This is a genomic window from Paraclostridium benzoelyticum, assembly GCF_001006285.1.
GTDB lineage: Bacteria > Bacillota > Clostridia > Peptostreptococcales > Peptostreptococcaceae > Paraclostridium > Paraclostridium benzoelyticum.
This window is the reverse complement of record NZ_LBBT01000276.1, coordinates 1-13,863: the sequence shown is the minus strand read 5'-3', so window position 1 is coordinate 13,863 and position 13,863 is coordinate 1. Positions and strand designations below refer to the sequence as shown.

Below are 13,863 nucleotides of genomic sequence, written 5' to 3'. Positions count from 1 at the left end.
TGATAATACAATAGATGCCAATTTTAAATATCTTTGAGACAGTATCTAATATAAAACTCATAAGCTTTTGACCTATTATTCCTCCTCCTACAGATCCAGTTGCAACTACTATAGTATTTTTAGGATTTATCTTATCTTTTTTCTTTAACTGGTAGAATACAGTTACTATAGACATTATAAATATTGTTGAAGATGATAGTAAATTTATTGTTGGAAGTGCATAATTCCCTAGTGAGTCTAAGACAGGTTTAATTATTATACCGCCTCCAAGACCTGCTGAAGAACCTAATATAGTTGAAAAAAGTGCCACTAAAAAATATATAATTTGCATTTTGCCTACTCCTATACAATATTTTAACTTTGTGATTCTAGTTAACTGTTTTATACCCTATATTTTAAATCACTAAAATTTTAATTACTTTCCAGAGTCTTTAAGTTCTAATAAATCCGTCGGAAATGCTTCAAATATTTTCTGTCTTAATAAATATTCATTATTAAATCTTAATGACCATGATTTAATAATTGATAAAGGTACTAAAAAAGGTACTTTTTCTTCCTGATACATTTGTAATGAATCTAATAAAAAAGATTTTTCTTCTTTTGATAATGAATCTGAAAAATATCCTAACAAATGTAATAGCATATTAACGTTTCTTCCTTTGTTTGTTCTATTACTTAAAGCGCTTCTCAATATAGTTTTATATTCTAATAAGCTATCTTCTATATTTTTTTTATTAGCTTTTGCTACAATTCTACCCAATTCTTTTTGTTTCGAAGGACTATAAGCCATTAATAAATACTTATAATCACTTTGAAAATCTATTAAGCTTTTAACTGACTTTGCCTCTATTACACTTTCAAAATCTAAATCCACAAAAACCCTAGTTAAAAAATGCTCTCTTATATTAAAATTACTCAGCCTTCCTTCATCTTCTATAGCAATATCCTTAAATTTTTCAATTAAATCCCCTGCAAACAATCCACTCACTTTTTTAGGTAAAGGTGCTACTTTTCCAAAATCATTATAAATTTTACAATCTTTTATAGCACATGACGGAGATTTACTTTTTAAAATAACTCCATTTATCTTCTTATCTTCTATAGAATTTAAAAAACTATTAGAAAAATCATTCATATTTAAAGTAAAATCTTCTCCTGTTTTTGAATTTAATAATAATATTTTATCTTCTTTTTCAACTAATCTTAAAGCTTCTCTAGGACACTTAAGTCCTATTTCCATTTCTGGACATATATCAATAAAATCAACATGTTCTTTTAGTTTTTTTATAAATTTATCTTTTACCATACTTCCATCGTATCTACAATGTTCATGCTCTATACATCTACTTATTAATACTAATGGTTTTTTCTTTTCCATTTTTTATTACCCCCAAATCAAATTGTATAGTAATTATTTAAGCTCTACATTTTGAATTCGTAACACCTATATAATTTAAATGATCAAAAACAAATCTAGAAATTTCATTTCTATGCCTTGTTTTAAAATTATAAAACTTTAAATTATATAAGTAATTCCCACTTCCATAATTACTTCTTTTCTTTATAATTTCACTTTGTATATTATATAACTTTCCATCTATGTCTATTTTTAATTCTATCTTTTTATTTATTGGCATATCTTCATAAGTTTCCATCAGCATTCCACTACAACTTAAATTTAATGTATTAGCATCATACTCAATATTTTTTAATTCCTCAGTTTTAAACTTACAGTCTATTATTATTGGCAATCTATGATTTTTTCGTCTTTCTTTCTTTTCAATTGGAGAAATTATTAATCCTTTATAAAAAGATATATCTTCTCTTATTATTTTTTCAGTAATTAATATTTTAGTTTTAAACAGTTCTATTTGATTTATTAAATCTACTTGTATAGTACTTTTATTTTCAAATCTAACAATTTCATATTGATCAGTAGGACATCTAAATATAATTTCTTTATCTTTAATACTCTCCACATAACTTGTGTAAATTCGCCCTTTATATAAAGTCCTTATGCTTAAATCCATACACTTTAATCTTTCTTCATATCTAACAATAGATTTTTCTAAATATTTTTCTGATTTTTTACTAAATAAATTAAACATAACTTATCCCCCTATTTCATTTGTAAACCACCCAAGTTCAGTATAATAATTTATATTTACATTGTAAATAACTTAAATAAAAAGCTAGAAGTTTATAATCTTCTAGCTTTTTATTTAATATCTTTTTCTTTTATATTTAGTAATAAATATTGTTGAAATCACCAACATAATTAAACCTATAATTGGAACTAGATAGTAAATCCATGTATTTTGTTTATTATCTTTTATATTTGGTGGCATCATCTGCTTATTATCATTTTGTTCACCATTTTTTATCATTTCTTGAGACTTTTCTTGATTGTTATCACCTGGTTGTTCTTTTTTATTTATATCTTGGTTTTTACCCATATTTTGTTGCCCTAATGCAGATAAGTTTAAAGTAGTTACTATATTCCCATATTCTATAGCTGATTGTTCTCCATTCAATTGAGCCTGAACACTTTTAGTTCTATCTTTTCCAAAAGTTAAAAGTTCAGTCACTCCAGTTTTATATTCTTTATAATTATAGAATGCTGTAGCATCTTTCTTTACATAATTACTAATTAGTTTATCTATCTGAGTAACTCTATTATTAAATGCACCACTACTAAAGTAACTATCTACTATTTGGTTTAAATAATTATGGTAAAGTTCTTTATAATTATCATTTTCTAAAAGTTTACCTATAAGAGGAGCATCTTCTAAATTTCCTGTAACAGGCAAATCAATAGGAAAGTTTATTGCTTTTTCTCCATCTTTAACAGAAAAACCTCCAAATGACATATTTAAATCCCATGGCAATATTTCAGATACTCCATCTTTTTCATATAGATAGTAATTGTGATACATGCCTCCTGAGTAACTATCTAAATTAACTAAAAAAGTATTTACTGCAAAATATTTTAAAACTTCATCAACATTTAAATAATTTTCTATATCGTTTCCAGTACTAAGACTTTCCATCATATCAATAACGCTTTCGAAATCTTTATCTGTTGTACTCTTAAAAACTGCACTATCTCTTAAAATTGAGTAACTATCTACATCATCATCTATATATTTTAAATCTGCACCTTCGCTATCTTTATTTCCCATTCTAGGTGCTCCACCATTATCTTCCTCTCCACGTGAAACATTTTGATTTTGGACCATGTTAATAGCATCTCCGTTCAGCTCTGGAGCCTCTTCACCATCTTTAGGAATATTCCCATCCATTTTTGGAGGGTTATCACCCATTTTTGGCATGTTTCCATCCATCTCTGGTCTTTGCATTTCTCCATTTTTACCCTTATTCCCCCCCATATTCATTGTTTCTGGCTTATATAAATTACCACTTAATTCTCCATAATTTTTTTCAATAAATCTTTCATCAATAACTTCTACCCCTAAATATAATCCCCAGTCAGATCCATTTATCTTTATATCTGTATAAGAATATTCTGGGGTTGCTATTCCTAGTAAATTATATATATCATAAGAGATAGCTTCTTTCATATAGGTAGCATCAGATATATTATTGTTTAAAGCCAATTTTCTAATTCCATGATATGTTTGACCATCAACATATTGTCCAAAATCAATTTTTATACTATATCTATCCGTAGTGCTGTCGTTTGCTACAGAAGTTAAACTTGAGTTACCCTTTGGCCTTATTCCAACATTATTAAATGCTTCTCCATTTATAGTTACATCCGCACTTTTATATTCCTCTTTTGTAGCATTTTCTAAAAGCCATTCCCAATCACTTTCTTTAATTTTTATATCTATACTAGTTATACTATTTTTATCTAAAACATCTTCTGTTTTAGATACAGTCTCTATATCAGTTTCGTTTTTGGGTATGTATATAGACACTATAATAAATACTACAGCTAGTATAATACTTATTACAGATATATATTTACTTTGTTTGTCATTTATCATCTTGCTTCACCACCTTATTTGCAATAAGTTAGTATGCTATTGCTTTTAAGCCATATAATCTCCATTGTAACTTACTAAAACTACATTTGAAACTCCACTTATACAAGATATTTCATTTACAAAGTTTGTTGTAATATTTTTTAACTTAACTTCAACAGTCATTTCTATTCCATTTGTTGGTGAAACAGTTTTAGACTTAACACAATACTTACTTACACTATTTCCTACTTTTTCTAATATTTTATTCTCACTACTGTCACTATCACAATTTACAACTAATATATATGGATTATCAGTTGTTTCTTTATTTGCAAATAGAACCATTATAATCCCTATAAAAATAGCTCCTAATACAGCTAAAGGTATTAATCCAGCACCTAATACTATTCCTTCACTAATTGACCAAAATAAAAATGCTATGTCCATAGGTTCCTTCACTGCACTCCTAAAACGAACTATAGATAACGCCCCAACCATACCTAATGAAAGTACGACATTAGATGTAACCCCTAATATAATTAATGTTGTAATTAATGTAAGAGCCATTAAAGACATACTAAATGTCGATGAATACATAACTCCCTTAAATGTTTTTTTATAAACTTGCATTATAAATAAACCCAACACAAATGCAAGTGACATCGCTATTAACATATCTAAAAATGATATTGATGTCATTTTTTCAATGAAACTTGATTTAAAAACGTCGCTAAAATTTACTGCTTGATTAGACATTATTTTTCCCTCCTAATTTTTATCCATATATTCTAGATGCTGCATATTTTGAAATAGCAGTCGCTCTACGGTTATTAGTTTGTATGATATCTTGTATTATCTCTGGTAGATATTCATCAAACTTCACTTCTAAAACTATTACATCCTTATCTATAGACCCTATAGTGGGTAAATTGTTATCAAATAAATTAGTACTTTGAATTCCTGTTCTAATTTTTTTATCAAATGTTATCCTTACATTTCCCATCTTATACACATAAGCTTCTCTTGTGTAATCAACTATACTTTTAGGTCTCAACATTTCTGACTTAATTTTTGAGTAAAATTCAATAAATAAAGGCTTATTGCTTTTAATTAAAAAATCTATATCTCCTTTAATCAGATTCTCACATTCTTCCTTAGTTATTAATTCGCTATCTTTAGAACATAATCCATTGACTTTTGACTTTTTCTCTAACTTAATAAAAGAGTGATCATCATTGTAGTATCTTAGCCTAAATTTTTCTCTTACACTTATTCCATTAATTTTTTCCATAAGAACTTTATCTCTAAAATTATCAAAATAAAGACTTCTAATTTTATATTCTTTTTGTTCATTAGCATTTTTATCTAAACTCATTATTTGAGTTAATCTATTTTTAATAGCTAAGTAATCTGACGTGTTTATATAATGCTTAACTTCATGTCTAAATTTTTTTTCTTTCATAATTTCACCCCCTATCTGTTCGAAATCAATATTATATAAACAAACTTAAAATTTCCTAAAACTTTATTATTCTGAAAAATTTATTCATATATTATAGAAATATATTTTTAATGTCATTTCTTAACTAATAATCATAGGTTATATTAAATATATAAAATAATATTAAAGGTGGTTAAAATGAAAGGAATAAATATAAATATAGAAGTTTTAACTAATGAAAATATCTACGATTTACACCCAGAAATAGCTGCTACAGTTACTAAATCAGTTAACCCAAGTACAGTAAATTATGAAGAAACTTTTATCTACACAATAAATGCATCCTTTAGCGGATTAGGAGATTTTGGTCCTATACTTGATGCTTATATAATTGATCTTATACCTGAGGACATTGAAATTGTAACGCTTCCTCCTGTAGGTGGAATAATCAAAGATATAACTACAAATTATGTTCCTGGAACTGGAACATATATAAAATTTGATTTTGGACCTATAACTAACCTCGGAGTTGCTTATGTATTTGACTTAGAATGTAAATTTGCATTATCTGCACCTAACAATAGTTCTTTTGTAAATAGTGTAGATTTAACCGTTACGCAAGAATCTAAAGTAACAAATCTCTCTGCAGATTCTCCACCAGTAAATTTAGTTGCTATTGCAGATTTTCAAATTAGTAAAGTAAAAAGACTTCCTACAATAAATCCTGGTCCTGGAAGTAGGCTTGTTTATGTAATAGACCTTAAAAATTTTGGAGATAGAGGAGCTTGTATAAATAATGTTGTAGTTTCAGACTTATTACCAAGTGGAATTTCAATAGATCCGTTATTCCCTCCTTTTGGTGAAGATATATCTCCAGCACCATTTCAAGATCCTAAATATGATCAAACACTTAGTCCACCATTTAATAATCCTGTTGTTTTTAATTTATCTGGATTAGGGCCTTACTGTGGTACAAATTATAGAATTACAATAACTACTTTAGTTGATTCAAATATTGCAACTGATCAAATTGAAAATAAAGTAAATTGGTCTATAGATGGAACTGCCCAAAAAGAGTTTATTTTAACTACAGATATTATAGATGCAATATATTCTTCTTCTATAACTAAGTCAGCTCCTATCTATGGAACTACAATTGCTCCTGATAATACAATTAGTTATACATTAAATTTTAATAATAATGGTAATCAAGACTTGTCAGGCGTAGAGGTAATAGATACACTTCCTCCTGAGATTACCGTAAATAGATTATTCACTGGAAGATATGGTATAAATAGCATAGATTATTTACTTACAGGAACTTTACAAGTTGACTATAGTACTGATAATCAAACTACTTGGTTACCTGCAGGAGCAGGAACATTCAACCCTGCTATAGGTCAGTGGGTTTCTTTACCTACATTACCTAAAATAACAAATATTAGATATAGGTTCTCTGATTGGACTTCAGGAGTAGGGCCATTAAATTCACCTAGAATAGATGGAACTATCGATCCTGGTGCAGCTGGATTAACTATAGACAATACTTCTAGTATAAATTGGACTGAAGGTCCTGGACCTTATTCTGATTCAGATACAAGATCTACAATACTAAACGGTCAGGCTTCCTTAAATTTACGTAAATCGAGAGTAGGTACTAATGCAGCAGTCATACCTGGAAATATAATTACCTATAGATTAAATTTTAATTCTAACAATTCTACAATTAACAATGTAGTTTTAACTGATTTATTACCTGAACAAGTAGAATATGTATCACCTCTAGGAACTGTAAATTCAACTTATTATAATTACTTTAATGGGAATGGAGGTAGTTCTCAACCTCTATCATATAACGTAACGCTTACTCCAAACTATATGGATTCAGGTAGAACACTAGTAACATTTACTATAATATCTCCAACTGTATTCCAACAAAATTCTAATATTTCTATAAATTTCAATGTAAAGGTTAAAGTTGGTGCAACTGGAGTTATCTCTAATAATGCAGAAATATATGCATCAAACAACGCTGACCCTGCCATACCTTTTATAAGTAATAAAGTAAATACAAATGTATCATTTATTAATAGTTTAGCTTCTGATAAAAAAATAAAAGGAGCTCTTGATTCTGATTATACTGAATTCCCTCAAAAAGGAAAAACTTTTAATGGTGGAACTCTAGAATACAAACTTACACTTTCAAATACTGGAAATCTTAATTTACAAGAATTAGAGGTAGTAGATATTTTCCCTCATATTGGAGACACTGGAGTAATATTAGTTGATGATCCTAGAGGATCTGAATTTAAAGTATTTCTTACAAATACTCCAGATATAACAGTAACTAGTACAGACCCTTTAATGCCAACCCCTACAGTCCAAATAGAGTACTCACAAAGTTATGATCCCGTAAGATTTGGTGAAAATAATAATACTATAGGAACTGTAAATGATTGGACTTCTATGCCTCCTTATCCTATTGATCAAGTAAAATCAATAAAACTTATTATTTCTGGTTCTCCATTAAAACCAGGTCAATCAATTATAGTAAGCATAAAAGCACAAGTTCCAGTTGGTATTCCAACTACAGTACCTCCTTTAGTTGCTTGGAACAGTTTCGCACTTAGAGGTTCTTATATAAATCAATTTGGAGCTTTAACTAATTTTTTACCCGTTGAACCTGAAAAAGTTGGTATTACAGTAGAAAACCCTGTATTTCCTGGAAAAATCGGAACTTTCACATGGCATGATGTTCTTGAAAATGGAGTATTTCATCCTGGAATTGATAACGGCGTAAATAATGCTACAGTATATCTTTATGATGTAGATCCTACGCAAAATCCTCAAGCAATACCTATTGCAACATCTATTTCAAATAATGATACTTTAGGAAAACCTGGATTTTATTTATTTTCAAATTTACCTGTGAATAAAACTTATTATGTTAAGTTTGTTCCACCTTTAGGATTTGTATATACTATTCAAAACCTAGGACCAGATGGAAGTAAACCTGATCCAAGTACAGGAATTGTAAAAAATATTACACTTACAGATTCTAATTCTTCAGTTTTAGATATTGATGCAGGTTTTATTGACATGATTTGTAGTTTCACAGATATAAAACAATGTCTTTATATGATATGTTCTAATAACAAAATAGAATATGTAGATACAGATCAAACTTTTTTATATGTAAGTATAAAAGATTTTTATTTGGATAAGTCTAAAATTGTATATGAAGAGTTCTTGGGTCAAATCGTTCCTGGATATTATCTTTATGTAACTTCTTGTGTAGAATTCCATATTCACTATAATGAAGATGGTTTCATGCAATATAATATACCTTATGAAATAAAAATATTTATTCCTGAATATATTTCAAATAATACCTTTAGTCTAAGTAGCTGTGCAAGTAATATACAATTTTATATTTGTAATTCAAATAAAACTCTGATGGTAAATTTTGAATTAGGTATTCGTATTAATTTTGAGCAAATCTAATAAAAAAGCAGTAATCTCTTAATCGAGATTACTGCTTTTTATAAAATATATAAATAAAAAAGAACTATGATTTTTATCATCATAGTTCTTAATAAGTTTAATTATAATATTTTTAATTAAACTTATACCTTTACATTATCTATAACATTTATTACATTCATGAGCTTTATACCATTTCTTACATTCATCCCATTCATCATATTTATGATATTTCTTACATCCATCATGTTTATGACATTTATCGCATCCATCCCATTTATTACATTCATGACATTTATGACAATTTTCATACCCATAACATTCGTCGCAATTTTGCCATTTATAATATTTATTCCATTCATACCAATCATAGCATTTATGACATTTATTTGAATAAATCATCTTTATATCTCTCCATATTATAATATTAAGAAATTCTTATTAAAGAACCTCTAGTTTATAATATGTATCCATGTTGAAATGTGTGCTATATTGTCAAATTTCATAACAAATTAACTAAAAAGTTTTTAGTTCAAAATGTACTCCCTATGTAATATAGTATTTTTTAAAAAAATACTTGCATAAACAAGTATTTAGTTTTATAATACTCAATATGAATTACTTGCATAAACAAGTATTAAATTTTAAAATAAGATTGGAGACATAAAAAATGAAAACATTAGTAATTATAGCTCACCCTAATATGGATGGTTCAAAAGTAAATAAAGCTTGGAAAAATCACTTAGAAAATAGTGATAATATAACAATAAATGAAATTTATAAATCTTACCCAGATGGCAAAATAGATGTAAAAAGAGAACAAGAATTAGTTAAAGCTCATGATAGAATAGTTTTTCAATTCCCATTCCACTGGTATAACGCACCTTCGTTACTAAAACAATGGATGGATTCTGTATTTGCATTTGGTTTCTCTCATGGCCCTAATGGGAACAGTTTAAAAGAAAAAGAATTCAGATTAGTAATTTCTGCTGGAGGTCAAGAACAATCTTATCAAGCTGGTGGAGCTCAACACTTCACTATAAGTGAATTAACTAAAACATATGAAGCAATGGCAAAGTTTACTGGCATGAACTACCGCCCTGCTTTTGTTCTTTACGCAACTCATTTATTAAGCGAAGAAGATATAAATAAAAGTGCAGATAAATTAAAATCTATATTAAACTAAAAAATAATCAAAATAAAAATAGAATAGCTAAAGCTATTCTATTTTTATTATTTAGTGTTAATATTATTTAAATTCTCAGCTATCTTTGTTAAAAACTTCATCCCTTGTTCTATTTCTTCCTTAGAAATGCCATTAACAGCTTCTTCAAAACATTCTCTAGCTATAGACTCAACAGGTTCCTTCAAAAGTTCCCCTTTTTCAGTCAATTTAATACGATTTATTCTTTTATCAGAAGAACAACATTGCCTTATTATTAATTCATTTTTTATTAAAGTATTTATAAGCCTCGATGTACTTGCTTGATCTCTATTTGTAAGCTGTGCTAAATTATATTGGCATAAATTTTCATTGTCCCAAAGCATAGTTAATATAGTAAACTGCTCAAAAGTAATATTTATACCATTGTTTTTTAGTTTTCTTACAAAGTTATTAATCATAATTTTATCTGTCGCATTTATCAAAAAAGCTAATCCTTTATCTTTTCTATATTTCATGTTATCACCTTTTTATTATATTATAATTTTATCCTATATATAAAAAAATCTATTGTCAAGACAAAGCTAATACTAAACAAAAAATAAAAGAATATCTATTTTATTAGATATTCTTTTATTTTAATTTTATTTGGCTTTATTTGATTGTTTTGATGGTATAAAGTTACCAATTATACCTGCAATTATAACTGGTAATATCCAGTTAAATCCTAATTTTGCAAAAGGCAATTCATTTACAAATGGAACATTTATACCCTTGCTACTTAAAACAGTAAGTACACTTACTATTAAAGCTACATAAGTTGCAGATTTAAATGCATTATCATTTTTAATTTTATTATTAAATAATGTCATTAGTACTAATACTATTGTTGCTGGGTAAATAATTGATAATATAGGTGCTGAGAATTTTATTATTGTACTAACTCCAAAGTTTGCTACTACTGCACTAAATATACATACTACTATAACTATAGCTTCATACTTAACTTTTCCATTTGATAGCTTAGTAAAATATTGAGCAGTAGCTGAAACAAGACCTATAGATGTCGTTAAACAAGCTAATGATACAATTATAGCTAATACAACTTTACCAGGTTGACCTAATAATTGCTCTGTTATACTTACTATTAAAGCTGTTTGATTTATATCGCTTGAATTTACCCCTTTAAATTGATGAGCAACTGAAGATCCTAAGTAAGTAAGTCCTCCGTATACTATAATTAAAGCTACACCCGCAACTAGCCCAGCTCGTAAAGTTAATCTAATTTTATCAGATTCCTCTGTGTATCCTTTTTGAACAAGAGACATTATAACAACTGCTGATAAAGCTATAGCTCCCAATGGATCCATTGTTTGATACCCTTGGCCTATACCCTCTGCAAATATTGCATCTATAGTTGCTGGTTGATTTAAATTACCTAGAGGAGATATAATTCCTACTATGATTAAGAATATTAAAGCTACTAATAATGCTGGTGTTAAATACTGTCCTATTATATCTATAACTTTAGATGGTTTTATTGTAAGTATAAGAGTTAACCCAAAGAATATTATAGAAAATAATATTGGACTAAAACCTCCAAAAATAGGTTGTATTCCCATTTCAAATGTGGTTGCTCCTGTTCTAGGTATAGCTAAAAGCGGTCCTAAGCAAATCATAATTGCTATTGCTAATATTACAGATAATGTTTTCCCACTTCTTGATAAAACCCTACTTATGTCTCCATCACATTTAGCAGCTGCTAATATCGCTAGTAAAGCTAATCCTACATCAGCGATAATAAATCCACTGAAACCTAACATCCAGTGCTCTCCAGATACAACTCCTAAATATGGTGGAAATATTAAGTTTCCTGCACCAAAGAACATGGCGAATAAGGCAAATCCTACAACTACAGTATCTAAACTTTGTTTTTTCATAAAAACCCCCTGTATTAATTTTATAGGCATTATCTAATTATTAAATTAATTAATTATATGTTAAACTTACTAAATAAATCAACTATTCTGAAAAATTTAACATAATTTTAGCATTTTATACCATTAAGTTAAGTTTATGTTAAATTGATTGACTACTTGTTTATTTATATTTAACAGTATTAAAGATAATATTTCTAGTTTATTAAATATAAAAATATTTACAGGTTTTATGTTTAATGAAGATTTTTTGTGTAGTATAATATAAAGGTAAAATACTCATGTTATATAATCTATAACATGGGTATTTTATCTTTTGTAACAATTGAGAAAGGAGTTTTTCTATGAACAAAAAAAAGCGGAATATAATTATCGCAATAATGGTTTCTATGTTTCTTGCTGCATTTGAAGGGACTGTTGTTACTACAGCCATGCCTACAATAGCAAAAAGTTTAAATGGATATAATCTTATGAGCTGGGTTTTTTCTTCATATCTTTTAACCTCAGCTGTCTCCACCCCTATCTATGGAAAAATGTCTGACCTTTATGGAAGAAAAAAAATGCTTTCTATTGGTATCGTAATATTTTTAATAGGTAGTGCCTTATGTGGATTTTCCCAAAGTATGATTCAGTTAATAGCATTTAGAGCAATACAAGGTATAGGTGCTGGTTCTATACTCACAGTAACATATACAATTGTTGGTGATGTGTTTGATTTAGAAGAACGTTCTAAGGTTCAAGGATGTCTAAGCACAGTATGGGGTGTTTCTAGTCTACTTGGCCCATTTATAGGAGGATTTTTCATAGATTACTTATCTTGGCATTGGATATTTTTTATTAATATACCTTTTGGTATTTTATCTATTTTCCTTCTTAATAAAAATTCCGAGGAAAAATTATCAAATAGTAATCCTAAAATCGATTACCTTGGATCAATATTTTTAACAATATCTATAGTTTCAATATTATTAGGTGTATTTACTACGTCTAGTTCAGTAAAAATCATATATACTATATTAACTATAGTTTCACTTATAATTTTCTACTTAATTGAAAAAAAATCAAAAGAACCTATTGTTCCTTTTGATATATTTTCGAAAGATACAATTTTACTAAATCTAATAGGTTTCTTTGTAGCTGTTATACTTATGGTTATAGAGGTTTACATGCCGTTATACACTCAAAACGTTATGGGTTATAGTGCAAAAATATCTGGACTTTTAATGGCTCCAATGTCTATAACTTGGCTTTTAAGTTCTTTTATTTTAGTAAAATTATTTAAAAAATTTGGAGAGAAGAAAGTTATTCTAGGTTCTATTTTAATCTTAGCAATAACATGTTATTTACTTAGATTTACTACTCCAGATACAAATTTAATTTATCTAATTCTTATAATTTTCATCATGGGAGCAGGTTTTGGAGGTGTACTTAATACACTTATAATACTTATCCAAAATGCTGTAACTTATGAAAAAAGAGGAGCTGCTACATCAACAAATGCATTAATCCGTACACTTGGACAAACAATAGGGGTTAGTGTATTCGGAGGATTAATGAACTCAAGTATATCTTCTTACTTTAAGCATTCAGATATTTCAAATGTAACTGCAGATAATATATATTCTTCTGGAGCTAGCGCTTATCAAATAATGGAAGCATTTTTTAATGGTGTCCATAATATATTCTATGCTTTAGTATTTATAGCTTTTATTTGCTTTATCGCCGGAATATTTATAAGTAAAAAATCCATATTAGAAAAAGATGATAATTAAATATATATTTTATAAAATATATACAAAAAAATATGAAACTCTATATAGAGTTTCATATTTTTTATTACTCAAATTTATA

At 27.7% G+C, this 13,863-nt stretch carries 12 protein-coding genes; 3 read left to right on the top strand and 9 right to left on the bottom strand.

All coding sequences use genetic code 11. From position 1 onward, the window contains the following. The 6 genes from VN21_RS14125 to VN21_RS14100 all read right to left on the bottom strand — a co-directional run. Nucleotides 1–331, bottom strand: a 331-nt coding sequence (locus VN21_RS14125) for a TSUP family transporter (protein ID WP_046823829.1), incomplete at its 3' end; no start/stop codon positions are given. 84 nt (nucleotides 332–415) lie between these two features. After that, entirely contained in the window at nucleotides 416–1,378 is a 963-nt protein-coding gene (locus tag VN21_RS14120; protein WP_046823828.1) for a YbgA family protein, read from the bottom strand. A 37-nt stretch (nucleotides 1,379–1,415) separates the two neighbouring features. Then, a complete protein-coding gene (locus VN21_RS14115; RefSeq protein WP_046823827.1) occupies nucleotides 1,416–2,108 on the bottom strand; it encodes a PilZ domain-containing protein in 693 nt (230 codons plus the stop codon). 114 nt (nucleotides 2,109–2,222) lie between these two features. After that, complete coding sequence (locus VN21_RS14110; RefSeq protein WP_046823826.1) at nucleotides 2,223–4,010, bottom strand: CotH kinase family protein; 1,788 nt, start codon at nucleotides 4,008–4,010, stop codon at nucleotides 2,223–2,225. A 45-nt stretch (nucleotides 4,011–4,055) separates the two neighbouring features. Further along, nucleotides 4,056–4,745 carry a DUF4956 domain-containing protein gene (locus VN21_RS14105; RefSeq protein WP_046823825.1) on the bottom strand — a complete coding sequence of 230 codons (690 nt, stop codon included), beginning with the start codon at nucleotides 4,743–4,745 and terminating at the stop codon, nucleotides 4,056–4,058. Nucleotides 4,746–4,764: 19 nt separating this feature from the next. Further along, complete coding sequence (locus VN21_RS14100) at nucleotides 4,765–5,451, bottom strand: polyphosphate polymerase domain-containing protein (RefSeq protein WP_046823824.1); 687 nt, start codon at nucleotides 5,449–5,451, stop codon at nucleotides 4,765–4,767. A 177-nt stretch (nucleotides 5,452–5,628) separates the two neighbouring features. On the opposite strand from VN21_RS14100, the gene VN21_RS14095 reads away from it, so the two are divergent. After that, entirely contained in the window at nucleotides 5,629–8,934 is a 3,306-nt protein-coding gene (locus tag VN21_RS14095) for an SdrD B-like domain-containing protein (RefSeq protein WP_046823823.1), read from the top strand. A gap of 122 nt (nucleotides 8,935–9,056) precedes the next feature. Here VN21_RS14095 and VN21_RS14090 read toward each other — a convergent pair whose 3' ends face one another. Further along, a complete protein-coding gene (locus VN21_RS14090) occupies nucleotides 9,057–9,275 on the bottom strand; it encodes a hypothetical protein (RefSeq protein WP_152650823.1) in 219 nt (72 codons plus the stop codon). A 308-nt stretch (nucleotides 9,276–9,583) separates the two neighbouring features. Here VN21_RS14090 and VN21_RS14085 point away from each other — a divergent pair, with 308 nt between their 5' ends. Continuing rightward, nucleotides 9,584–10,099 (top strand): NAD(P)H-dependent oxidoreductase, encoded by a 516-nt coding sequence (locus VN21_RS14085; RefSeq protein ID WP_046823822.1) that lies wholly within the window; start codon nucleotides 9,584–9,586, stop codon nucleotides 10,097–10,099. A gap of 47 nt (nucleotides 10,100–10,146) precedes the next feature. On the opposite strand, the gene VN21_RS14080 is transcribed toward VN21_RS14085, so the two are convergent. Both VN21_RS14080 and brnQ read right to left on the bottom strand, forming a co-directional pair. Continuing rightward, a complete protein-coding gene (locus tag VN21_RS14080) occupies nucleotides 10,147–10,593 on the bottom strand; it encodes a MarR family winged helix-turn-helix transcriptional regulator (RefSeq protein ID WP_046823821.1) in 447 nt (148 codons plus the stop codon). A 126-nt stretch (nucleotides 10,594–10,719) separates the two neighbouring features. After that, a complete protein-coding gene (brnQ, locus tag VN21_RS14075) occupies nucleotides 10,720–12,015 on the bottom strand; it encodes a branched-chain amino acid transport system II carrier protein (protein WP_046823820.1) in 1,296 nt (431 codons plus the stop codon). Nucleotides 12,016–12,356: 341 nt separating this feature from the next. Between brnQ and VN21_RS14070 the strand changes: the two genes are divergently transcribed. After that, a complete protein-coding gene (locus VN21_RS14070) occupies nucleotides 12,357–13,784 on the top strand; it encodes an MDR family MFS transporter (protein ID WP_046823819.1) in 1,428 nt (475 codons plus the stop codon). Nucleotides 13,785–13,863 lie beyond the last annotated feature (79 nt).